22 protein-coding genes and 2 pseudogenes are annotated in these 21748 nt (G+C 42.6%); 15 read left to right on the top strand and 9 right to left on the bottom strand.

Annotated features, from left to right (window positions below; genetic code table 11):
• Positions 1-45 precede the first annotated feature (45 nt).
• Both ACM5QX_RS20905 and ACM5QX_RS20900 read left to right on the top strand, forming a co-directional pair.
• Positions 46-1617, top strand: coding sequence for a GMC family oxidoreductase (locus ACM5QX_RS20905; RefSeq protein ID WP_414755263.1), 1572 nt, complete (start codon positions 46-48; stop codon positions 1615-1617).
• A 325-nt stretch (positions 1618-1942) separates the two neighbouring features.
• Positions 1943-2779 carry an alpha/beta fold hydrolase gene (locus ACM5QX_RS20900; RefSeq protein WP_414755262.1) on the top strand — a complete coding sequence of 279 codons (837 nt, stop codon included), beginning with the start codon at positions 1943-1945 and terminating at the stop codon, positions 2777-2779.
• 214 nt (positions 2780-2993) lie between these two features.
• On the opposite strand, the pseudogene ACM5QX_RS20895 reads toward ACM5QX_RS20900, so the two are convergent.
• Positions 2994-3182 (bottom strand): annotated as a pseudogene (locus tag ACM5QX_RS20895) (HNH endonuclease); the annotation flags it as partial.
• A 111-nt stretch (positions 3183-3293) separates the two neighbouring features.
• Complete coding sequence (locus ACM5QX_RS20890; RefSeq protein WP_414755261.1) at positions 3294-3440, bottom strand: hypothetical protein; 147 nt, start codon at positions 3438-3440, stop codon at positions 3294-3296.
• 7 nt (positions 3441-3447) lie between these two features.
• Between ACM5QX_RS20890 and ACM5QX_RS20885 the strand changes: the two genes are divergently transcribed.
• The 6 genes from ACM5QX_RS20885 (at position 3448) to ACM5QX_RS20860 (ending at position 7876) form a co-directional block, all read left to right on the top strand.
• Positions 3448-3576 carry a hypothetical protein gene (locus ACM5QX_RS20885; protein WP_414755260.1) on the top strand — a complete coding sequence of 43 codons (129 nt, stop codon included), beginning with the start codon at positions 3448-3450 and terminating at the stop codon, positions 3574-3576.
• Positions 3577-3610: 34 nt separating this feature from the next.
• Complete coding sequence (locus ACM5QX_RS20880; RefSeq protein WP_414755259.1) at positions 3611-4111, top strand: hypothetical protein; 501 nt, start codon at positions 3611-3613, stop codon at positions 4109-4111.
• A 233-nt stretch (positions 4112-4344) separates the two neighbouring features.
• Entirely contained in the window at positions 4345-4902 is a 558-nt protein-coding gene (locus tag ACM5QX_RS20875; protein WP_414755258.1) for an HPP family protein, read from the top strand.
• A 292-nt stretch (positions 4903-5194) separates the two neighbouring features.
• Positions 5195-5875, top strand: a complete 681-nt coding sequence (locus ACM5QX_RS20870) for a helix-turn-helix domain-containing protein (RefSeq protein ID WP_414755257.1) — start codon at positions 5195-5197, stop codon at positions 5873-5875.
• A gap of 79 nt (positions 5876-5954) precedes the next feature.
• Positions 5955-6491, top strand: a complete 537-nt coding sequence (locus tag ACM5QX_RS20865) for a dihydrofolate reductase family protein (protein WP_414755256.1) — start codon at positions 5955-5957, stop codon at positions 6489-6491.
• Between the two features lie 182 nt (positions 6492-6673).
• Complete coding sequence (locus ACM5QX_RS20860) at positions 6674-7876, top strand: AIPR family protein (protein ID WP_414755255.1); 1203 nt, start codon at positions 6674-6676, stop codon at positions 7874-7876.
• 6 nt (positions 7877-7882) lie between these two features.
• On the opposite strand, the gene ACM5QX_RS20855 is transcribed toward ACM5QX_RS20860, so the two are convergent.
• The 3 genes from ACM5QX_RS20855 to ACM5QX_RS20845 all read right to left on the bottom strand — a co-directional run bounded on the left by ACM5QX_RS20855 (position 7883) and on the right by ACM5QX_RS20845 (position 11131).
• The gene (locus tag ACM5QX_RS20855) at positions 7883-8455 is read right to left on the bottom strand and encodes a TMEM175 family protein (protein WP_414755254.1); all 573 of its coding nucleotides are present in this window, start codon (positions 8453-8455) and stop codon (positions 7883-7885) included.
• A 188-nt stretch (positions 8456-8643) separates the two neighbouring features.
• Positions 8644-10299 (bottom strand): alpha-D-glucose phosphate-specific phosphoglucomutase, encoded by a 1656-nt coding sequence (locus tag ACM5QX_RS20850; protein WP_414755253.1) that lies wholly within the window; start codon positions 10297-10299, stop codon positions 8644-8646.
• A 70-nt stretch (positions 10300-10369) separates the two neighbouring features.
• Positions 10370-11131 carry a DUF6748 domain-containing protein gene (locus ACM5QX_RS20845; protein WP_414755252.1) on the bottom strand — a complete coding sequence of 254 codons (762 nt, stop codon included), beginning with the start codon at positions 11129-11131 and terminating at the stop codon, positions 10370-10372.
• Positions 11132-11684: 553 nt separating this feature from the next.
• Between ACM5QX_RS20845 and ACM5QX_RS20840 the strand changes: the two are divergent.
• Positions 11685-11819: pseudogene (locus ACM5QX_RS20840) on the top strand (transposase); the annotation flags it as partial.
• A 140-nt stretch (positions 11820-11959) separates the two neighbouring features.
• Here ACM5QX_RS20840 and ACM5QX_RS20835 read toward each other — a convergent pair.
• From ACM5QX_RS20835 to ACM5QX_RS20825, 3 genes are read right to left on the bottom strand one after another with little or no spacing between them, the layout of a single operon-like run.
• A complete protein-coding gene (locus ACM5QX_RS20835) occupies positions 11960-12583 on the bottom strand; it encodes a hypothetical protein (protein ID WP_414755251.1) in 624 nt (207 codons plus the stop codon).
• 13 nt (positions 12584-12596) lie between these two features.
• Positions 12597-12941, bottom strand: a complete 345-nt coding sequence (locus ACM5QX_RS20830; RefSeq protein ID WP_414755250.1) for a hypothetical protein — start codon at positions 12939-12941, stop codon at positions 12597-12599.
• Positions 12938-13624, bottom strand: coding sequence for a hypothetical protein (locus ACM5QX_RS20825; protein ID WP_414755249.1), 687 nt, complete (start codon positions 13622-13624; stop codon positions 12938-12940). The genes ACM5QX_RS20830 and ACM5QX_RS20825 overlap by 4 nt, the downstream gene beginning before the upstream one ends.
• A gap of 660 nt (positions 13625-14284) precedes the next feature.
• Between ACM5QX_RS20825 and ACM5QX_RS20820 the strand changes: the two genes are divergently transcribed.
• The 5 genes from ACM5QX_RS20820 to iscB all read left to right on the top strand — a co-directional run bounded on the left by ACM5QX_RS20820 (position 14285) and on the right by iscB (position 19279).
• Positions 14285-14767 (top strand): hypothetical protein, encoded by a 483-nt coding sequence (locus ACM5QX_RS20820; RefSeq protein ID WP_414755248.1) that lies wholly within the window; start codon positions 14285-14287, stop codon positions 14765-14767.
• Positions 14768-14842: 75 nt separating this feature from the next.
• Positions 14843-15967: a WD40 repeat domain-containing protein gene (locus ACM5QX_RS20815; protein ID WP_414755247.1), complete on the top strand. Its 1125-nt coding sequence runs from the start codon at positions 14843-14845 to the stop codon at positions 15965-15967.
• A complete protein-coding gene (locus tag ACM5QX_RS20810; protein ID WP_414755246.1) occupies positions 15951-16346 on the top strand; it encodes a VOC family protein in 396 nt (131 codons plus the stop codon). The genes ACM5QX_RS20815 and ACM5QX_RS20810 overlap by 17 nt, the downstream gene beginning before the upstream one ends.
• Before the next feature lie 312 nt (positions 16347-16658).
• Positions 16659-17549, top strand: a complete 891-nt coding sequence (locus tag ACM5QX_RS20805; protein WP_414755245.1) for a hypothetical protein — start codon at positions 16659-16661, stop codon at positions 17547-17549.
• Between the two features lie 446 nt (positions 17550-17995).
• Positions 17996-19279: an RNA-guided endonuclease IscB gene (iscB, locus tag ACM5QX_RS20800; protein WP_414755244.1), complete on the top strand. Its 1284-nt coding sequence runs from the start codon at positions 17996-17998 to the stop codon at positions 19277-19279.
• 218 nt (positions 19280-19497) lie between these two features.
• Here iscB and ACM5QX_RS20795 read toward each other — a convergent pair whose 3' ends face one another.
• A complete protein-coding gene (locus ACM5QX_RS20795; RefSeq protein WP_414755242.1) occupies positions 19498-19998 on the bottom strand; it encodes a hypothetical protein in 501 nt (166 codons plus the stop codon).
• A gap of 166 nt (positions 19999-20164) precedes the next feature.
• Between ACM5QX_RS20795 and ACM5QX_RS20790 the strand changes: the two genes are divergently transcribed.
• A complete protein-coding gene (locus tag ACM5QX_RS20790; RefSeq protein ID WP_414755241.1) occupies positions 20165-21730 on the top strand; it encodes a DUF4419 domain-containing protein in 1566 nt (521 codons plus the stop codon).
• The last annotated feature ends 18 nt before the right edge of the window (positions 21731-21748 follow it).

Raw genomic sequence — 21748 nt, 5'->3', positions numbered from 1 at the left:
AAGCAAGAACAAATCAACATTACGAAATTTGGAGGTACTTCTCTTATGGTGAACGAACACTACGACTTCATCGTCTGCGGCGCAGGCCCTGCGGGTTCAGTAATAGCGGCAAGGCTCGCCGAAGACAAACAAGTTAATGTTTTGCTAATCGAAGCAGGTGGAACTGATGAAGTGCCAGAGGTGATGACTCCAGCACAATGGCCGTTGAATCTTGGTTCAGAACGTGACTGGGCTTTCGTTGCACAGCCCAACGCGCATCTGAACGGACGCTCAATTCCACTGAATATGGGCAAGGTACTTGGGGGCGGCTCAAGTATCAACGTCATGGTATGGGCAAGAGGACACAAGAATGATTGGAACTACTTCGCTGAGGCTTCCGGCGATCCGGCGTGGGGGTATGAATCCATCCTGGATATCTATCGCCGTATCGAAAACTGGCAGGGAGCAAGTGACCCTGTGCGTCGGGGAACAGGCGGCCCTGTTTATGTGGAATCCGCAGCAAATCCCCAGCCCATTGCACAGGCCATGATTGAGGCCGCAAACAGTATGGGTATTCCGCGTTTCGAGAGTCCCAACGGCGAAATGATGGAAGGGCGCGGAGGCGCTGCTATAAACGATCTAATTATCCAAAACGGATGTCGTTCTTCCATCTTTCGATCGTATGTCTATCCTCGCCTGAATCAGCCGAACTTATCGGTCTTGACTGACACTATTGTCAGCAAGCTTATCTTTGATGACAAGTCTGTTATCGGAGTTGAGGTGATCCAGGATGGCAGGCGCAATCAGTACTACGTTTCAGAGGAAGTCATACTCTCTCTCGGCGCAATCAATACGCCGAAGGTTCTCCTCCAATCCGGAATCGGGCCGGAAGAAGAACTTCGCAGGCACGGAATACCAGTTGTTCAGCACCTTCCTGGTGTTGGACAGAATCATCAAGACCACGTTTCATTTGGTTGCATCTTTGAATACCTTGAGCCTCAGAAGATTGGCAATGGCGGCTCGGAAGCTACTCTTTACTGGACTAGTGATCCCAACCTCAAGCAGCCCGATATGTTTCACTGTCAGGTTGAGTTTCCGGTACCCAGCGCGGATACGGCTTACCTTGGGGTTCCGGCGCACGGTTGGACAATGTTTGCGGGTCTGGCGCACCCTAAAAGCCGAGGCACGTTGAGGCTTTCCGGCCCTGACGTAAACGACCCGGTGCTAATCGATGCAAACACTCTGTCGCACCCTGATGACCTTAAAGCCGCATTCACTAACATCGAACTTTGCCGTGACCTCGGCAATAGTACCGTCTTCGAGAAACTGGTGAAACGTGAAGCTCTGCCAGGCAAACTAGGTCGAAGCGAAATGGAGAACTTCGCCCGCAACGCAGCAGTTACATACTGGCATCAGTCGTGTACTGCCAAGATGGGGCAAGATTCCATGTCCGTAGTCGATGGCAAGCTGAAGGTCTATGGCATCGATAAGCTGCGTGTGGCGGATGCTTCCATTATGCCTGAGATCACAAGTGGAAATACGATGGCTCCCTGCGTCGTCATCGGCGAACGAGCAGCAGACATCCTCAAGAAGGCGTACCGGATGATGCCCTGCCAAGAGGTGGAAGTGGCTGGCTGAGCCGCCCACTGTAAGAAGATGAAAAGTGATCGTGGAAAGCAGTCCTGTTCCGCTCGCGGTGGTGAATGGTGGCGCGGATCACTTAGTTAATCTTGATTACTTCGATACCGTCGCGTATGCCAATTTGTGAGAGAGCCTCTGTCATTGCCTGAGCGGGCTGGGGCACACCCTTTTCTGGGAAGCGCAGGAAGAATTCGCTCCGGTACTCGAACGTTTTTTACGGGATGTGGAAACCGGACGTGGAACCAATTTTTATAAAGACTGAGATTGTTCTTGCGCTTATCGAAATCAAACAATAAACCAATTCACAAAAAAGGAGACTCTCATGCCTTACGTTACTGTCGGTCAAGAAAATTCTGCCAGCATTGATATTTACTACGAAGATTTCGGAGTGGGTCAACCTGTGGTGTTGATTCATGGGTTTCCGCTCAGTGGTCATTCCTGGGAAAAACAGGTTGGAGTGTTGCTAAAAGAAGGCTACCGAGTCATTACTTACGATCGCCGTGGATTTGGTGATTCCAGTCAGCCTTCGTTTGGCTATGACTACGACACCTTTGCGGCGGATTTAGACACGCTGATGACAAAACTTGATTTGCGTAATGCCGTCCTGATCGGCTTTTCAATGGGAACAGGTGAAGTAACTCGCTATCTTGGTAAATACGGTTCAGAGCGTGTCAGTAAAGCAGTGCTAATGGGTCCAGTGCCACCCTTTCTGTTGAAGACCGATGATAACCCGGAGGGAGTTCCTCAGAGTATTTTTGACGGCATTATGAAAGCAATTGCTGAAGATCGTCCAGCCTATCTATCCACATTCCTCAAAGACTTCTTCAACGTGGATGTGTTTCTCGGCGATCGCATCAGCAATGAAGCAATTCAGGCAAGTTGGAATGTGGCAGCAGGAGCTTCTGCTAAAGCAACACAGGATTGTGTACCGTCTTGGCTGACTGACTTCCGCGACGATCTACCCCGCATTGACGTGCCAACTTTGATCATTCATGGAGATGCCGATCGCATATTGCCGCTTGAATCTACCGCAGCAAGACTCCCGAAGCTGATTAAAAACAGTCAACTTGTAGTCATTCCTGGCGGACCACATGCCATTAACTGGACTCATGCTGATCAGGTGAACCCTGTGCTGCTGCATTTTCTCAAAGAAAATTAAGCCACAAAAAAGCGTAAACCAAAATATTTTGATATGGACAACATGACGACGGAATTCTAAGTTTACCGGGTGTGTTTGTGTATATGCCTGCAAATACACCCCATGCAATTCAACGGCTAGTTCTCTATCAGGGTTAGTTAGATTAAGAATTAGTAGTGTGAGCTTTTGGATTTGAGTGAAAGTTGTTTCACCAAAACCAATCAAGTGAAGCAAATTAATTGACTTTCTGCTCTGCAAACAGTGACAATTGCCCAGGCGAAACATTGCCTCTGCCAAAGCGGTGGTATGACAGATGACAGCCACTACATAGACAAACCAAGTTCTCTACACGATTATCAGACGGATCTCTATTCCAATGATGTACTTGCAATGTGTAGGCTTTGCGCTCAGAAAAAGTTAAATTATCCTAGAGCGGTAAAACTTACTAGAGTAGATTTTTAATGATTGAAATAGGCGTAAATAGGTAAACCAAAATTTTAAATAATAACGAACTTACTAGGTTTAAGTTTTTGCTCTAGCTAGTTTTGCCACGATAGAAATTATCAAGTTTTTCCCCTGGACGTAAGCAGGCTCTACCGCACTTGGCACAACGCCAGTTGGAAGCTGCTTTTAAGGCTGTGGCTATTTCTTGCCAGTTATCTGGATATACTCCCTGACCCATAATACTGATGAAGCTGGTAAATGGCTTGTTAATTACAAGAGCTTACCGCATTCATCAAGCTAATTCAAATACTATTGCGATGACGATAGCGATCGCTGATAATACTGCGCCAAAGGAAGCACTTGCTACAATCTAATCAATTGAAACAGCCAACTATTTTTTTCGCAGGTATGACAAGATTTTGGTTTTGGGAACCAGATTCAGTTGAATATGAAATCTACAAGAAATACGAACGGGCATTAGTTACCATTGGTGTAAATTTTTCTCTTGAGCAAGTATCTGAAGCACTAGAAGGTTGCACTTGTGGGCTAGAGGATGCGTTTAGAAGCACAATCGACTATACGCTGTGGTTGCAAAACAATGAAAAGCAAGTTTATCCCAATGCGATTTTGATTCGTGCTTTACAGGAGCAATGGAAGCCGATGGCATGGCGTGATGAGTATCTGGAACTGCCAAATCTAGAGTCACCTGGACAAAGGTGGTGGAATGCAGCCGCGTCAACGCGGGGGTATGATGTCCGTAATCAACTTGTTGCAGATGTGTTTTATGACGACGGCACAGAGTTTATCAAATTCACCAACGGCAAAGAAATCACGGTAGACACTGCGTGGCGTTGGGAATGGGATCGACTGCTCAGCTATGCGACTGATGAATCGCTGACGTTGCTGTAATCGCTTCACAGGATTTTGAGCAGATTTATGAGCTTACTGTCCACACCTCAAACCGCCGTATCATCTACTGCAACGCTACCGCCTCATTATCCGGCATATAAACTATTTTTCAATAAAATAAAAATCTGTATCTAAAGATACTTTTTTTGGCTTTTTGCAGAAATGTCATGTTATCGTAACTTTAATCAAGTATTGCTCAGTCCATTCAGAGAGTCATAATTATCAATTGGTTCATGATCGACTATAAAAAAGTTCGGTTGACATGGGAGAATTATTGGTTTAAAACCGTCGGCAGATGGCGCTCATGTCCGCTAACCTGTCCAATAGACAGACCTCATCATCGGCACGTTTTTTGGAGTTGGATTGGTAGTTTCTTGGCTATTACTGCAACTTCTTACCTGGCTATAAAAACTAATTCTCCTTTGCTGATGGCTCCTTTTGGTGCTACAAGCGTCTTGATATTTGGTGTCCCTGAAAGTCCTTTGGCTCAACCTCGTAATGTCATTGGGGGTAATCTTTTAGCTGCTATCGTGAGTCTGATAATTCTGCATTTTCTTGGTTCTTCTCCCTTGGCAATGGGAATGTCTGTTTCTTGTGCAATTGGAATCATGCAGCTGACCGGAACTCTACACCCACCTTCGGGTGCTGTTGCATTAGTCGTTATGATGACGAAACCGGGCTGGCAATTTCTGCTAACCCCTGCCTTTGAGGGATCGATGATTCTAGTGCTATGCGCTGTGATCTTCAATAATTTAGCCCAAGACAGGACATATCCAAAACACTGGTTTTGACTTTCTTTTAGCAAAGCAGAGCATTCTTAAACATCGAACAAAAAATAATTTTCAACACCGGAAAGTTTTATAACAATGGACAAGAATTTATCAAACAGAATACATCCGTCACTGAGCCAGAATTCTCCAATTGAATTCTGTGCGACTGGTGGATGTAGCTTGCTTCTCCGTAGGAGTATAAACGGTGAAACACCACACTAAATCGGAGATTTAGTGGTGCAAGAATTGAGTGGTGGGTCTGAATCTCCCACTCATTCATTCTGATGGTTCTGCTATTCCTACGGAAGACAGCATGGAATTTGTATTTGAAACCAGGTCGGCAGACTTGTCTTTTGTCGAAACGATTTGGCACACCAAGAGCGCGAGTGCTGGTAGTTTTACTTCCTCAGCTGTCAGTCACTGGGAGATCGTCATCGCCACCTTCAACGGCAAGACAAAGATTGTCGCACGAGGCCCGGAAACTAAAGCATCCCTTGCCGATTTCCCTGCCCAAGCTGAGTTCTTTGGCATCACCTTCACACTTGGCACCTTCATGCCCCATCTTCCTGTAAAAACCCTTGTGGATCGGCAGGATGCAACTCTTCCTGAAGCGTCAAATACTTGCTTCTGGCTGCATGGTGTGTCCTGGGAATTGCCGACCTTTGAAAACGCCGATGTGTTTGTCAACAGGCTGATTCATCAGGGGATACTTGTGCGAGATCCAGTGGTCGAGGCGGCAATACAGGGACACAAGCCCGACATATCGATACGTTCCTTACAGTACCGTTTTTTGCAGGCAACGGGATTAACTCAAAAGACGATTCAGCAAATCGAACGCGCCCACCGTGCCGTCTGGTGGCTTGAGCAAGGTACATCCATTTTAGACACTGCCTTCGAGCTAGGGTACTTCGATCAGGCACATCTGACTAATTCGCTCAAGCACTTTATTGGCAAAACTCCCGCGCAAATCATTCCCAAAATCGCGGTTCCATAGTTTGCGTTTTTTTCCAAGACTACGATCTCTTGCTTGCACCATAATCGCGCTAAACAGCGAATGGTAAAAGGATGACACCATGCGAAAACTAGTCGTCACTGAATTCATGTCACTTGATGGCGTTATAGAAGAACCTGCTTGGACTGCACCTTATTGGAATGACGACATCGCTCAGTTTAAAGATCAAGAGCAACTCACCAGTGATACTTTGCTCCTGGGGCGCGTGACCTATCAAGGGTTTGCCGCCGCCTGGCCAAACAGCACTGATGATGGGGCTTCATACATGAATAACGTCCGCAAATACGTGGTGTCCAAGACATTGAACGGAGTAGAATGGAACAACTCAATACTCATCCAAGACAATATCGTCGAAGAGATTGCCCGGCTCAAGCAGCAAGACGGACAGGGCATTCTGGTCTACGGCAGTTCCGCGCTTGTACAAACTCTCATTCGGCACGATCTTGTGGATCTCTATCGGTTGCTTGTTTACCCAGTGGTTGTAGGTAAAGGCAAGCGTCTGTTTCAAGAAGGTATAACTACAACTTTAAAGCTTTTGGAATCACAATCGTTCAGATCAGGTGTTGAGGCACTAATCTATGAACCAGAGCGTGAATAATCACCGCAATCTGTGCAAAAAATCAGCGTTCTTGATTTGTAAGATTGAACTACCTCCTTAAATATATTTGCTCAGATATCTCTAAAGTTTATGCCAAGATATTTTGAGGCTTTTTAGTGCCATTCGATTCAGGATTCTGTACTCTGGATCAATATGCACTGCACTTTTGGGCTAAGAAGACTATGCCAAAAAATTGGGCTTTGAAAATAGACCAGTTTTTCAATGCAACTTCCAATTGCATCATCGCTACCGTTCACGTTGACAGCTTTCCCTCTGACCTACCACTAGAACCAAATATTCGGGAACCAAACAAGAAAAGTTCGACATACAGACAAATTTTTGACTCACTGACCACCGAACCCGAAAAGTTCTTCGAGCGGCATAGTGGAATTGTACTGTGTGCCAACAAGGTTAAGCCCAACAGTAAAAAGACTCAGCTAGAGCTAGAGATACTTGAGGCTTCTGAGGGTGGTAGCGACGGCATCATTAATGGTGGGCATACGGTTTTAGCGTTTGAGCAAGCAAGAAATTATAAATATGACCTAACAGAAGCTAGAGTCAAAGTCACAATACATATTGGCTTAACGGAAGATGAGGCTAAGGATATCGCTCTGGCATCAAACACATCTGCCCCGGTGGATGCGCGCTCTAAAGTCAACGCCAGGGGTGACTACAAATTCCTCAAGCAGTTCTTAGCACAATTGGAACGTGAGCAAAAGACAAAGTTCAGAATTGCTTATTACCAAAACCAAAGCGGTGCGCCTAAGAGTCCACAGTGCAATGTCAACCATCTCATCAAATTAATGAATTGTTTGGATAGGAATAAGTACAACCCAGACTCTAAAAGCAGAACCAAACACCCACCTGTGAGTAACACACCTAGCTTGAGTGAGGCGGAAAGACAACGTCTGTCGAAACTGTTGCCACTACTGTCCAAAGGGTTGTGGATTGAGCAAAGGTTGTTTCAAATCATTGAGGAACATATCACCAAGCCTAAGAAAAAAGGAGTAGTTGACCTCGCCTCAATCGACGCACGCAAGAATACGCTGCTACCCGATAGCAGATATTCGTTCGGCTTTTCTGCGCCGGCGGATATCGCCATGCCCATCGTTGCTGCTTATCGGGTGTTTTTGGATGAGAACTACAACTGGATAATACCTTTTGATGAGTTTGCTGAAGATTTTCTGCAACATCTGTGGAATAACTATTACCGCAAGTATTTGGTGTCAGAAAAGTTGGCGGGTAATACAGTTGGTAGCAAAATCTGCCGGAATCCTGTCATTTGGGATAACCTTTATGTTTCGGCACAGAGTTATCTTAATCAGCAGTTGCTTAAGATGGTTGGATCTAACAGCAAGCGTGAGGAGTTGAAGCTGGTGAATTAAGTCTAACTATCTCAAAGTCTTTTCAATCCGACGGTCAGGAATGAGCCACATAATTGCAACTAGAACATACAATGCACAACCAAACCACGGTTTTACAAATGCAAGGGGAATCGCTGCCGCATAAATCAACACTGATATTTTGCCCTTAAAGTCTCGACCAACAGCCTTGGCCAGCATTGAGTCTCGACCGTGATGAGAAATTAAGGTACGACTCAGAATAAAATAAGCGATCGCCGCCATCAACAGAACCACACCATAAAAGGCAACTGGCAAAGCCGTAAAGTGGTTTTCTCCCATCCAGGCAGTAGCAAAGGGAATGAGGGACAACCAAAACAACAAATGCAAATTCGCCCAAAGAGTTCGACCATTAACTTGCTTGGCTACCTGTAGCAAGTGATGGTGATTGTTCCAGTAAATCCCAACGTTGACAAAACTTAAGATATAGCTCAATAATATTGGCAGCAATGGACGAAGTGCGCCTATATCGCCCCCATGAGGCACTTTCAATTCCAGCACCATGATGGTGATGATGATGGCGATTACACCATCGCTGAATGCTTCTAATCTCCCTTTTCCCATTGTTTTGTAAATTACCTTGCTGGTAAGCTCATAGCAAGTAGTTGATTATAATACTTCAAAGCTTTGACCTTTTTTGAATTGGAGCGTACCCTTTGGGGGAAGCAAGCTACGCGTAGCGTCTCGTAGAGAAACGACGTGACAAGTCTGGTGCCAGGAGTTTTCCGATAAGTCTAATCTCCTTAATTTTCTTATGTAATCACAGTTGGCTTTTCTTTACCTGTGAAGGTGTGGATTTGAGCAATTTCATCGGCGATCGCAATTAAATCTGCTAGTGCTTGTTGCGGATCGAGGTTTTGTTTAGCAGTATCCGGTTCGTAAGATTCTAGATAAACTCGTAAAGTTGCACCGTGAGTACCCGTACCAGATAACCGGAAAACGATGCGAGATCCATCAGTAAAGCCGATGCGAATGCCTTGTTTGTGACTAATGCTGCCATCGACTAGGTCGGTGTAGCTAAAGTCATCACTATACTCAACTTCATACTTACCAAATCGTTTTCCTTTCAGGTTTGGTATTTGCGATCGCAGTTGTTCTACTAAGGTGTTGGCTCCCTCGGCATCTACTTCTTCATAATCATGACGAGAATAGTAGTTGCGTCCGTAAGTTTGCCAGTGTTCACGGACAATCTCTTCTACAGATTGTTGTCTGACTGCCAGAATATTCAGCCAGAAAAGGACTGCCCATAGCCCGTCCTTTTCTCGAATATGGTTGGAGCCAGTGCCAAAGCTTTCTTCTCCACACAGAGTAGCTTTATCTGCATCTAATAAATTGCCAAAGAACTTCCAACCAGTGGGTGTTTCGTAGCACTCAATTCCCAGCCGTGCTGCTACTCGATCTACTGCCTGACTTGTAGGCATAGACCGTGCTACTCCTGTTATACCCGCCTGATATCCTGGAATTAGGTTCGCATTGGCAGCTAAAATTGCTAGACTATCGCTGGGAGTAACGAAAAACCTCCGCCCTAAAATCATATTGCGATCTCCATCGCCATCGGAAGCTGCACCAAAGTCTGGGGCATTTTCTCCATAAAGGATATCGACTAATTCGTGGGCATACACTAAATTTGGGTCGGGATGTCCGCCGCCAAAGTCCTCCAAAGGTGTACTGTTACGCACACTTCCCGACGGTGCGCCTAAGCGATGCTCAAATAAGGCATGGGCATAGGGGCCAGTCACCGCATGAAGTGAATCTATGCACAGCCGGAAGTTACCAGAAGTTAAAAGTTGACGAATGCGCTCAAAATCAAACAAAGACTCCATTAACTTTTCATAATCCTGCACAGAGTCAATGACTTCGACAACCAATGCTCCCAGTTGAGATTCACCCAAAGTTTCTAAATCTACATCTGGTGCATCTAAAATTTGGTATTGGTCAATTATTTTGCTGCGGGCGTAGATATCTTCTGTTACTTTTTCCGGTGCAGGCCCCCCGTTACTGATATTGTATTTAACGCCAAAATCACCTTTTGGGCCGCCAGGATTATGGCTGGCAGAGAGAATAATACCCCCAAGAGTCTTGTACTTGCGAATGATGACGGATACGGCAGGAGTTGACAAAATTCCTTGTTGGCCGACCTTAACTCTACCTACACCGTTAGCCGCAGCCATTTTTAGGATAGTTTGAATAGCTTGGCGATTGTAATAACGACCATCACCACCTAAAACTAATGTCTGCCCTTCTAAGTCTCCTAGCGTATCAAAAATAGATTGGATGAAGTTTTCTAAGTAGTGGGGTTGCTCAAATATACTTACTGCTTTCCGCACCCCAGAGGTGCCGGGCTTTTGATCGGCAAAAGGGGTCGTAGAAATTGTCTGGATATTCGTTGAGATGTCTAAATAACTCATTTTCTCTTTCTCAAAAGGTAGAATACTCAAATATTTAGTATAGAAAATTACAACCTACGCCCAAATTCCTTTAATTCTGTGCCACTCTCAGATAAAATTGTGTAGCGGCAAACTGAGTATCTCTCTTGGTTGGATCTATGTTTTCAACTACCTTTGTTGTACCTACAGCAATCAAACCTTGACCAAAAATTTCACTGGCTGCTGCGTCAAGTTGTTTTTGCGTTGCACCCGTTTGACTCAAATCGATTGACGAAACTTGAGAGATATTCGGCTTGTTTAGAACCAGCTGATCTGTAGAGAAGCAAGGAGTTGTAATACAGCGAATGCCATTGTCTTTTAGTCCTGCAAAAGTACCTTTCGCCGGGACATTTGTAGCGGCTATGAAGGCTTCTTTTACTCGCAAATTCCCAAACTCACCGATGCCAGGAAATGTCACTGGAACGATGTTACCTCTGAGGAGCAGACGACTACCATCATCATTTTGAATTTTTGCCAATTGGGAAGGTGAGACTTTCAACGAATTCCAATCAATTGCCGACGCATAGCATTCGGAACGAAAAACACCATCCAGGCAAGGAGTAGCTTTCAAATTGACTTGCTTGATGAAATATCCACCGCAGATTGGAGAGGCACATCTGCGAAAATCTCTCCGTATTGTGTAATATCCCCATTGGGGAAAATCTTGGTTTTTGACAGTGACCTCAACAGAATCCGTAGTCTCTGGAGCAGAAATATCTTGAGCAGATACTTTAGTGAAAAATCCGTTGGTGACTATTATTGCACTTAATAGAGGAATTATTGCGTATTTTTGGTTAAAGGATTGTTTGTTCATATTGATTTTCGATTTCATTTGCAGGTTCAATACTTTTGTTAATAGCAGAGTTAACACGGTAGTTTGAAACATGAGGATTTTTATACTAATGAATATAGGTTAAAAAACTATACTGTAAATCTTAAAGGAGTTTTAAGAACTCATTATGTTTGCCAAACTTATCCCAGAATCGCCTCACTGCACACAAGTGCGATCACAATAGCTCAGAAATCGGCGTTGCATAATAAGGGATGAATATAGGGTGCTAAAACATTAATTATCCTGAATGTGGCTCTCATCATATCCGTAAGAATAAGATAAAAAGAGGTAAACAGAATCACATTTGCTGTCATTGTCGTCGCCGGTTTATTCAGGATTATGAGCCATCAAAAACTTATAGCAATGAGATAAAAGAAGAATGTATTCGGATGTATCTCAATGGGGTAGTGGTAAATATGTAGTGAAGTTAGATAATTTCTAACTCAAATTATTCTTTTTTAGCTGTTGTAATTTTAATTATATTTAATTGACTAATTGAATTATCTCTAAAAGATAAATTTGCCAAATATAACCTTGGGTCGTGGAATGTACTTTTGGCTGGTTCATGGGATGTCGGCGATTGGTTAGAGATTATGAATTATTACCCGAAACCTCAGAAAAATTTATCTACCTTGCAATGATCCGTATTATGGTGAAGCGATTGGCTTAATTTTGACTCCCTATAACTTTTCAAACATCCTCTAAGAGCATAAGTCCATTAAAATGGACTAAAAAATGCTAGTCAGTAAGCGATGAGAAACCGGGTTTCTTTAGGCTTGTAAAAATGGTGGTGGTTAGATTGATTTGATTTCAAGAATCTTTTACTATCCGAGCAACCCAAATATGTAGATAAGTTGCTGCTTGTCGCCAAGAACCTTGAGATTCTGCAACAATTTCTCTGGCATTATCGGTAGATAATTCTAAGCTAATGGGTATTGAAGGGGAAAGTCGCTCTGCTTCTATCAACTTTTTTGCCCACTGTAACAGATTCTCAACGCAGAGGGTAGATAATGTCATATTTTTAATTTCAAAGCCAAATAAACTGGCGAATTCAGTTAAATTATCGTGAGTTCCTGCGACAACGGTTGCATTAATACAACGCGATACCAATAAACTAGTCAGCAATAGAGGTAAGGGAATACGGTTTGCTTCATCCCAATAAACGATTTTAGCGACTGGTGGTAATGAACATCGTTTCCATCCCGGTTGACAAGAATAATATACGCCCCCCGTTTGTTGCTTCCAATGTAGAAGGTGCGAAGTTTTGCCTGCTCCTTTTTCACCAATTACTTGCCAAAATAATCGTTTTTGGATGGGAGGTGGTTGAGAAAAGCCAAAATCTAACCAACGTTCAGGAGAAATTTCTAAATCATCGGGTGCAATGAAAGGGTTACGTCGCAATCCGAGTCGATGATAAGGGTCGCAATAAGACATTTAAAGATTACTCCTATTGTCGAGGAATGACCCGAAATACTTGTTTTTTTACGATGTCATTCCATCCGAACCATTTTGAGGAAGTAACTGCAATTTCCCAGATAATTCTTATTAATTGACCGTCGTATGATATTGGCCCTGCCATCGGAATTTTACACCTAAAAGAAGTGCGTTCTGAGAATTTAAGTTCCGTTTCAAAAAGCGTTTGCTTATCTACGTCTCCCCGTCCTTCGGTTCTATAACCAATTGTCAGTTTTAGTGACTTCTCTTTGTTTTGTGTATCGGGTGTCCAAATACAGCTTCCAGTCAATTCACTTCCGACTTCGAGCGAATCAGAATTGAGATAAAAATTAATCATTTTACTAATACCGGGTCAACAATAAAGACAAAACTAGAATTAATACGCTCAAAAACCCCTAAAATATTTTGCTCAACCAAGAAAATCCAGCGAATTTGATTATTCTTACCTTCAAAAGAAGGAGGAAGGTCATTCGGTACCGTAAAAATTGTTTTGAATGAAAATATATCAACATCTGTCGGTACAGAATGAAATTGAGGTTGAGATTCCCAAATCGTATGAACCTCTATTTCTGTATCAGTTCCTTTCTTATACTCGACTCGCTCCACACAAGCTATCTTGAAGGTTAATTGTTCTGGTTGCTTTGTTTTCAGATTTCCTTTGAAACGACGACGAAAAATCAAATTACATTCTTCCCCCAAACGTAAGGGATAAGAAGATAATAGGACTTCTGCTGGGAAAAGACAAAATTGAGCGACAAGAGAATTTTTAACTTGATTTCTGAAGTTTTTATTAAATAAAATAGAAACTACAGCAATTAATAAAAAAAACCACCAAAAGAGAAATACAAAAATAAGTATAAAAGAAATTGAAATCAATCTACCAATCAGCCTACTGATGATATTTCCCTGTTGTCGCTTAATGCCTTCATTATTCTGCAATAAAAAACCTTCTGATGTTTTTTTTACATTAGCTGGCGCTTTAGCAGATAGCAACTTTCTTTCAAATTGATTAGTATTCATTAGGGTTTGTCTCGCCAAAAAAATATCATTATATGACTATAAATTTATTATCACTACTAAGAACGAGTTAAGAATCCCGTTTAAACTACAACTGCAAAATACATATGGTGTGAATTAGGAAAAAGAGAGGAAAAGATAGAAGATGAAAGGGGAGCATCCACTTTTGGAAGAAACATAATTCTGGGACTCCAAAAAACCTACTACATGGTTCATATAAAAAAGTCTATCCGCCGAAAGTGGATGCTCCCAGATGAAAGTTACAAGCTTATCATCAAAAATCTTTCCTCATAAAAAATATCGGTAGTGTGGAATTGATGTTTAAACTTTCCAATCTATAACTGTCTGCTAAAATTTAATTTACACCAGACGTATCTTATTTTGTCTCTTAGTGGTGCAAAAAAGTTCTGAAGGCTTGATATAGGTAGATTTTTACTGAGACAAAGATGACACAGAAGGGGAAGACGTGGGATGCTCAAGTTTCCACACAAAAACTACCTATGTCAGTCCCCCATCTTCATCGTCAACGGGAAAAGCTTACCGCATTCATCAGGCCAATTCAAATACTGTTGCGATGGCGTAGGTGATCGCTGCTAATACTGCACCAAGACCTGCACTTGCTACAATCGAATCAATTGAAACTGCAAAATATTTTTAGCAGGTATGTCAAGTTTTTGGTTTTGGGAACGTGATTCGGTTGAATACGAAATCTACAAGAAATACGAACGGGCATTAGTTACCATCGGTGTAAATTTTTCACTTGAGCAAGTCCAAGAAGCCCTAGAAGGTTGCACTTTTGGGCTAGAAGATGCGTTTAGAAGCACAATCGACTATGCGCTGTGGTTGCAAAAGAATGAAAAACAAGTTTACCCAAACGCAATTTTGATTCGTGCTTTGCAGGAACAATGGAAACCGATGGCATGGTCTGATGACTACCTGGAACTACCAAGCTTAGAATCACCTGGACAAAGGTGGTGGAATGCCGCAGCTAAATTATGGGGGTACGATTTACGTAATCAACTTGTTGCAGATGTGTTTTACGACAATGGCACAGAGTTTATCAAATTCACCAACGGCAAAGAAATCTTGGTAGAGACAGCGTGGCGTTGGGAATGGGAACGAATTCTCGAATATGCGACTGATTAATGACTGACGTTGTTGATGAAACAGCGTGTAGTTTAATCAGTCGAGTCAAATATCAAGCTGAAGGCATTCTCGACAATGACTCTTAACCGTATTTTGTGGACTTACCTGATAACCCCGACAGTCATAACTATTGCTGTTTGCGGTTGCGTTGCAGAACCTCCCAACATTCAGCATATAATTGCTCAGTCGCCAAAAGATAGCCACTTAGTCCGTACTTTATCAACACAGTCTGATTCAGGTTATTCAGTTGCGTATTCTCCAAGCCCTGTGGGAATAATTCTTGCTAGTGCTGATGCTAAAAGCGTCAAGCTTTGGAATCCTAACACTGGTAAACTGTTTCGTACTTTATCAGGACAAGCTTGGACTGTCAGCTTTAGCCCGGATGGTCAGATTCTCGCTAGTGGTTCTCAGGACGGCAGCCTGAATTTGTGGGATGTTCCAACAGGGAAACTCATCCGTACACTCAAGCACTCAGAACCAGTGATTGGTGTTGTCTTTAGCCCCGATGGACAAACTCTGGTTAGTAATCTCGATCTCGGCTCTATCATCAGGTTGTGGAATTGGCGTACTGGAGAAATCATCCGCATAAAGGATGACCCTGACACTTATCAAAGAGGCTTTGAGAACTTCAAGACTCAACCAGCCACTTTTAGCCCGGATGGTCAAACATTATTTACTACAAGTGGTTCTGGTTCTCTGCTCCAGTCTTGGAATGTGAAAACTGGTAAACGAACAGGCAGTTTCGATGCGAAATCATCAATTAATGCTGTCGCTATTAGCTCAGATGGAAACACCCTAGCTACTGGCATTCGGGACAATGCGATTAAGCTGTGGAATATTAATGATAGTAAACTCATTCACACTTTAACTGGTCATCAAGGTCAAGTCAGAACTGTTGCCTTTAGCCCAGATGGAACACTACTGGCTAGTGGTAGCCAAGATGGCACTGTCAAATTGTGGAATGCTACTACTGGTAAACAAATCAGCACTTTTACAGCACACAAAGAACAAGTTTGGTCTGTTGCCTTCCATCCTGATGGCAAAACGTTTGCTAGTACTGGGCAAGATGGCACTGTTAAGATTTGGGGTGTAGGTCAAAGTCAAAACAAGAACTCGAAGCACCAGAAAAACAGAATCGTCCGTAAAGGAAACAGTGCAGCTAGAATTGGATATAGAGTAGTCAATGTCAATTATGATTGATCACACTGGTGTGATTGTGAGTAATTTTGAGCGCAGCAAGTCCTTTTATGCTGCTGCACTAGAACCAGTTGGACTCTCACTGATTGCAGAGTATTCAGCCTCTATGACTGGAGCTACTGATATTGCTGGCTTTGGTCAACCACCAGAAGCTGAATTTTGGATTACTAGAGGACATCCGGGTTCTATACCTGTTCACGTAGCGTTTAGAGTTCATAACCATACTGCTGTTAAAGCATTCTACAATGCAGCTTTAGCGGCTGGTGGACGAGATAATGGTGCGCCCGGTTTTCGTCCTCACTATCATCCTAACTATTATGCTGCTTTCGTTCTTGATCCAGACGGACATAATATTGAAGCAGTCTGTTATCAGCCTGAATAAGTATGGCTCACAATCAATTTAACATCTGATACACAAGAATTTGTTTCAGCCTTTGGCAATTCTAGTTTTTGCAAACAGTGACAACTTGCCCCGGAGAAACAGGTTTAAAAATAAGCGAACGCGCAGTTATGAAACAAGCTGTTTAGCTATCTTGTCGCCGATTAAGCCATGTGCAATATTTGCTGGGGTAATCAAACTCGCAAATTTCCAAAATCAGTAGCTACCGAAGGTTGCATAAATACCGCTAGATTCTCAAACCCAATTCCGACTTAAATTAGTTAAAACATCTGAGTGAACGCAGGAGAGAAATACATGATACTCCAGCAACGAATACTCGATTTTTACTCACGTCAGGGCGTAATGACATTTGCTGGTGAATTCGCATTCATGCTCAACACGCTGCCAAACGATGTTGAAAGTCTTGTCCGTATCGTACAAGGGCTTGGGGTTTATGATGTTGTCGCACCCGAATTCTACAATTTCACTATCCCCAAGGAACGCCAGAATGAAATTCATATTCGCTCCCTAGAGAAGATGTTGGGGTGTCTGCTTGCAGTTGATGCTCGGCCTCTCACTGTTGCCCGACCAGTCGAAAAACGGTTAATTTGCCGATGCCGCAACTTCGCACTGCTTCTACTGTCGATGTTACAAGCTTTGGGCCTTTCTGCTCGATTGCGTTGTGGATTTGCTACCTACTTCAATCCTGGCTACTTCGAGGATCACTGGGTCTGTGAATATTGGAATACCACCCAAAAACGCTGGATTCTCATTGATGCTCAACTCGATGAGGTTTGGCGCGAGAAGCTAAAGCTCAACTTTGACATACTTGACGTACCACGAAATTGTTTCCTTGTCGCGGGGGATGCTTGGAATAAATGCCGGACAGGCGAAGCCGACGCATCAAAGTTTGGTATCTCTTTCGCTAACTTACACGGGCTATGGTTCGTTGCAGGAAACTTAGTGCGCGATATTGCGGCACTCAACAAGATGGAGATGCTACCTTGGGATATCTGGGGTATACAGCCTCAACTGGATGAGCAGATTGATAATGAGCATCTGGAGTTTTTTGACAAGCTTGCTGCGCTTTCACATGACCCAAATGAGTCATTCCATGAACTATACAAATTCTACGCCGAAAATAGCAACCTGCGCGTACCAAAAACAGTTTTCAATTCAATACTGAACCGTACAGAAACGATATAAACAAGTGCGGTTTTATTCACTCAAACTCAGGTGGCCAAAGTTCTGCTAGAGCTAATTCCTAACCAGGAAGTAACTCAGGTATTGTTAGTTTATTGTTATCTTTTAAAACGAGTGGTTCTTGATTAGGACGATAAACTGTAACTGAAAGTTTGTCTGGGTCAGTAAACTACCCACCACTGAACGGAGTACCTTTACAGTGGGGGCTTTTAAGCCCAGAGTTTACCCGACTAAGTGTTAAATCACTACGATTTTTAGGTCATCTCACCTACAAATACGCAGCCAGTTTGTAGCTACGCCACTTGCTAAAACTTTGGAAACCAAAGCAACGCAGTGGCTTCTGAGGTTAACAGTTAAACAGGCTTATTGGGTTAATCCAGTGCTGTTAGCGTAAAAAGCCTTTAAATCATTGTCCAGGCTAACATTACCCAAGAAATTGGAGGCACATAATGTGCAAAGTATTTGTTTTAGACACAGAAAAGCGACCATTAAATCCAATTCATTCAGCGCAAGCGAGGCAGTTATTACGAAACAAAAAAGCAGCAGTTTACCGTCAATTTCCATTCACAATTATTCTCAAGAAATCACAACCAGATTCAATAGTTCAACCACTGCGATTAAAGATTGACCCAGGCGCAAAAACAACAGGAATCGCACTAGTTAACGATACTAATGGAGAGGTTATTTTTGCTGCTGAGTTAAAGCATAGAGGTTTTGCAATTAGAGATGCTTTAACTTCTAGAAGACAGTTAAGACGTAGCAGAAGGAATCGGAAAACACGGTACAGAAAGCCACGTTTTTTAAATAGAACCCGTCCTCAAGGATGGTTAGCACCAAGCTTACAAAGTCGAGTTGAGAATATTAAAACTTGGGTTAGCAGACTACGAAAAATTGCGCCAATTGAGGCTATTAGCCAAGAATTAGTCCGCTTTGATATGCAGTTAATGCGTAATCCAGATGTCAAAGGTAAAGAGTACCAACAAGGAACTCTAGCGGGTTACGAAACCAGAGAATACCTATTAGAAAAGTGGAATAGACAATGTGTATATTGTGGAGTAAAAGACGTTCCACTTCAAATAGAACACATTCACCCAAAAGCTCAAGGAGGTTCAAATTCAATTACAAATCTTGCTTTGAGTTGTGAAAAATGCAATACAAGGAAGGGAACCAAAGACATCAAGGATTTTCTCAAAAAAGACCCATTGCGGTTAGAGAAAATCTTGAAGCACACTAAAAGACCTTTAGCTGATGCCGCAGCAGTCAACACAACTAGATTTGCTTTATTTGAAGTATTGAAATCTACAGGTTTACCAGTAGAAATAGGTTCAGGAGGTTTAACCAAATTCAATCGCAGTCAACAGAAATTAGAAAAGACTCATTGGCTTGATGCTGCTTGTGTTGGAAAATCAACGCCAGTTCTTAACATTAAAGGAGTTAAGCCATTGCTGATTACAGCTAACGGACATGGTTCCAGACAATCTTGCCGTACAGATAAATTCGGCTTCCCTAGTCGTCATGTGCCTAAAGAAAAAATACACTTTAATTTTCAAACTGGTGACATTGTAAAAGCAGTTGTTACTGCTGGCAAAAAGATTGGCACTTATGTTGGTAAGGTAGCTATCCGCTCATCAGGTAGTTTCAATATTTCTACTAAGAATGGATTAGTTCAAGGGATATCACACAAGTTTTGTAAACTCATTCACGCAAAAGATGGTTATTCGTATGTGCTTTAAATCCCAGAAATTGGGAATTACTCAACTATCTCCTGATTTGTTTGTGCTGACTTACAAAATCAATCACGAGATGTTTCCTAATTCCCCCTCCATTCCTCTCACCACTGACCTGAGTACAGGTACAGTGGGAGTCTCCTGGAGGTTTTAGATGATTGCATACGATAATATGCACCACTAGCAGAATAACTACGACACGGTTGCCTTAGCTGTGTACCACTTCAATCCCACCAATAACAAACAACGACTGCATCACGAGGGTGTTGAACATCATTACTTTCTAATCGAGTTCTCAATTGACGCTTCAGCCGAAAACTATACTCCTCATTCGTGCCATCAGTTACTTCTACTGAATCAGCGCGCCACTTTTTCCCTAAATCTAAAAGCTGAGATACTTTTGTATCTTGGTTTTCGCTCAGGATGTAGAGCGTATCGGCAGGATAAGCCACAAAATGGATAATGCTAGTTTCAGGCATGGGACGATAGTTGGCCATTGCCAAAAGTGTATCAATGACACCACCAAAGCTCAGACCGTTTTCATCTGGTGCAAAGATTGGTTTTGTAAACAGAAAGCTTGACCATAAATTTGGATGCTGTGAAAGGTCAGTAATTACTTTTTCGCCGTTAAACTGATTGAATCGACGCTGCCAAACCAAAGCAGCAAAAAGTTCTTGAGGAGAATAGGATTGAGCAATCGTCTGGATTAAGGTTAAGTCAAGCATTGCTGTTGTCCTGCTGTTAAATGTAGTTGAGAGCGCTTTCCAGGTTCAACATCTTAACTTCTCAAAATCATATTACATTTATATTACATTTTCTCAAAAATCGCATAATTACTTTTTTATATTTAGAAAATACTAAGTAACACTAAAATCTAGCCAAAACTATCTCATGTCAGTACTTGCACCTATCCTGGAACAAACTGTGGGTAAGATTCGCTTTTGTGTAGATGATGTCAAAAGCGCACAGGAGCCATTACCTGTAAAAAATGCGAAATTTCAGTTAGAGAAGCAATCAGAGAAACAACTGCTGGCATTTAGCCACAATGACACATTTGAGGTAATTCCAGACCAAGGTATTCATTCGCTGGCGCTTGCTGTTCACACTGCTTTTAGTGAACACCGCCCGTTATTGTTGACACCTGACATTATTTGGATAACATTATCACAAGGATTTGCTCAACATATCAACAATCATGCAGAAACATTGCGATCGCGTTTCGTTCGTCACCAAGGGAAACAACAACTGGTAATTCAAAGACTAGAAATTCCCAGCCAACCCCAACACTGGAGTGAGGCGATTCAAGAATGGACATTGCATATCCGCGACCATGTAGAATCTGACCTATATCGATTGCTAGAGTGTAACTTCAGTACTACAACACCCATTACCCACACAGCTAGTCATGTCGTAATGATGAATGCCTTCCAAAAATATTTTGACTATGTAATGTACTGCGTGTGTGGCATTCCTGAGATTACGCTGTTAGGTACTGTAGAAGATTGGCAAAGTATCAGCGATCGCATTCAAGTCATAGCTGAGTATGATTTAGACTGGTGGACTGCTCGTTTAACGCCAATTTGTCGAGAATTTGTGGAAACAGCTTCAGGCAGACCATCACTAGAGTTTTGGCGGTGTATCTACAAACCTGAACCCGTTTATGGTGTTGAACTAATTACTGGCTGGTTGACAGATTTGTTCCCTTATATTACGCATTCAGTAACTAAAGCTCCTTCGGTGAAGAATCCGGTTCTGGAAATTGATCGCTGCGAACTTCCGAACGCGTCATTATCTGAACCATTATCTTTCAAACAAATTGCTCATGGTATTTCTCCTAAATGCTTGCCTTTGGGACTCTCTCAAACTCCATTCCAACTCATCACACCAGATGGACAAGAACATTCTCTAGAACTACTTGCTGGTTTCATTGGCGTTCATCAAGATTCCTTGCAGCAAACTTTACAACCCGAAATTGGGTGGGTTGTGCGTGAACGTAATAATAACTTTGCACAGTTACTCGACAAAATTCAACAGCAGCACATCACACAAGCGCCTATTAATTGGTCGGAATTTTATCAAAACTTTTCTGATGCAGTTCCCAAGGAACACATTCAAATCCTGGAACGATTTGATGGAGCCATACTTTATGCTAATAGTGGTCATTCTTGGCAAATTCCAAAGTTTAATTCTGGTAAAACCTACGAAATCCCTGAGCCAAATTCTTTGTACTATGATGCAACCCACCTAATTGATCTCGAAGATGGACGCTGTATTGCTTATGTCTTTAACTTTCGCAAGAGCGAATGTTTGATTTTTTTGGGCAAGCAGACTTTAGATCATAATCAGCTTCAAAATCCCATACTTATTGCTAAGAGCATTGCGGAACTCTTTGAACGCATATTTCAAGCCCAGGGGCGATACTATTTTGATGATGCCAATTTCGTCTGGGAGTCTTGAAACACTACTTAAAAGTAT

This window comes from Anabaena sp. CCY 9910, assembly GCF_963920875.1.
Classification (GTDB): Bacteria; Cyanobacteriota; Cyanobacteriia; order Cyanobacteriales; family Nostocaceae; genus Trichormus; species Trichormus variabilis.
The sequence above is the reverse complement of the archived record's forward strand: the minus strand, read 5'-3'. Positions and strand labels throughout refer to the sequence as shown.

Excerpts from the sequence above, each read along its gene's own strand:
- ACM5QX_RS20905 (WP_414755263.1), top strand. The coding sequence starts at position 46 with ATGGTGAACGAACACTACGACTTCATCGTCTGCGGCGCAGGCCCTGCG.
- ACM5QX_RS20900 (WP_414755262.1), top strand. The coding sequence starts at position 1,943 with ATGCCTTACGTTACTGTCGGTCAAGAAAATTCTGCCAGCATTGATATT.
- ACM5QX_RS20890 (WP_414755261.1), bottom strand. The coding sequence starts at position 3,440 with ATGGGTCAGGGAGTATATCCAGATAACTGGCAAGAAATAGCCACAGCC.
- ACM5QX_RS20885 (WP_414755260.1), top strand. The coding sequence starts at position 3,448 with ATGAAGCTGGTAAATGGCTTGTTAATTACAAGAGCTTACCGCATTCAT.
- ACM5QX_RS20880 (WP_414755259.1), top strand. The coding sequence starts at position 3,611 with ATGACAAGATTTTGGTTTTGGGAACCAGATTCAGTTGAATATGAAATC.
- ACM5QX_RS20875 (WP_414755258.1), top strand. The coding sequence starts at position 4,345 with ATGATCGACTATAAAAAAGTTCGGTTGACATGGGAGAATTATTGGTTT.
- ACM5QX_RS20870 (WP_414755257.1), top strand. The coding sequence starts at position 5,195 with ATGGAATTTGTATTTGAAACCAGGTCGGCAGACTTGTCTTTTGTCGAA.
- ACM5QX_RS20865 (WP_414755256.1), top strand. The coding sequence starts at position 5,955 with ATGCGAAAACTAGTCGTCACTGAATTCATGTCACTTGATGGCGTTATA.
- ACM5QX_RS20860 (WP_414755255.1), top strand. The coding sequence starts at position 6,674 with ATGCCAAAAAATTGGGCTTTGAAAATAGACCAGTTTTTCAATGCAACT.
- ACM5QX_RS20855 (WP_414755254.1), bottom strand. The coding sequence starts at position 8,455 with ATGGGAAAAGGGAGATTAGAAGCATTCAGCGATGGTGTAATCGCCATC.
- ACM5QX_RS20850 (WP_414755253.1), bottom strand. The coding sequence starts at position 10,299 with ATGAGTTATTTAGACATCTCAACGAATATCCAGACAATTTCTACGACC.
- ACM5QX_RS20845 (WP_414755252.1), bottom strand. The coding sequence starts at position 11,131 with ATGAACAAACAATCCTTTAACCAAAAATACGCAATAATTCCTCTATTA.
- ACM5QX_RS20835 (WP_414755251.1), bottom strand. The coding sequence starts at position 12,583 with ATGTCTTATTGCGACCCTTATCATCGACTCGGATTGCGACGTAACCCT.
- ACM5QX_RS20830 (WP_414755250.1), bottom strand. The coding sequence starts at position 12,941 with ATGATTAATTTTTATCTCAATTCTGATTCGCTCGAAGTCGGAAGTGAA.
- ACM5QX_RS20825 (WP_414755249.1), bottom strand. The coding sequence starts at position 13,624 with ATGAATACTAATCAATTTGAAAGAAAGTTGCTATCTGCTAAAGCGCCA.
- ACM5QX_RS20820 (WP_414755248.1), top strand. The coding sequence starts at position 14,285 with ATGTCAAGTTTTTGGTTTTGGGAACGTGATTCGGTTGAATACGAAATC.
- ACM5QX_RS20815 (WP_414755247.1), top strand. The coding sequence starts at position 14,843 with ATGACTCTTAACCGTATTTTGTGGACTTACCTGATAACCCCGACAGTC.
- ACM5QX_RS20810 (WP_414755246.1), top strand. The coding sequence starts at position 15,951 with ATGTCAATTATGATTGATCACACTGGTGTGATTGTGAGTAATTTTGAG.
- ACM5QX_RS20805 (WP_414755245.1), top strand. The coding sequence starts at position 16,659 with ATGATACTCCAGCAACGAATACTCGATTTTTACTCACGTCAGGGCGTA.
- iscB (WP_414755244.1), top strand. The coding sequence starts at position 17,996 with ATGTGCAAAGTATTTGTTTTAGACACAGAAAAGCGACCATTAAATCCA.
- ACM5QX_RS20795 (WP_414755242.1), bottom strand. The coding sequence starts at position 19,998 with ATGCTTGACTTAACCTTAATCCAGACGATTGCTCAATCCTATTCTCCT.
- ACM5QX_RS20790 (WP_414755241.1), top strand. The coding sequence starts at position 20,165 with ATGTCAGTACTTGCACCTATCCTGGAACAAACTGTGGGTAAGATTCGC.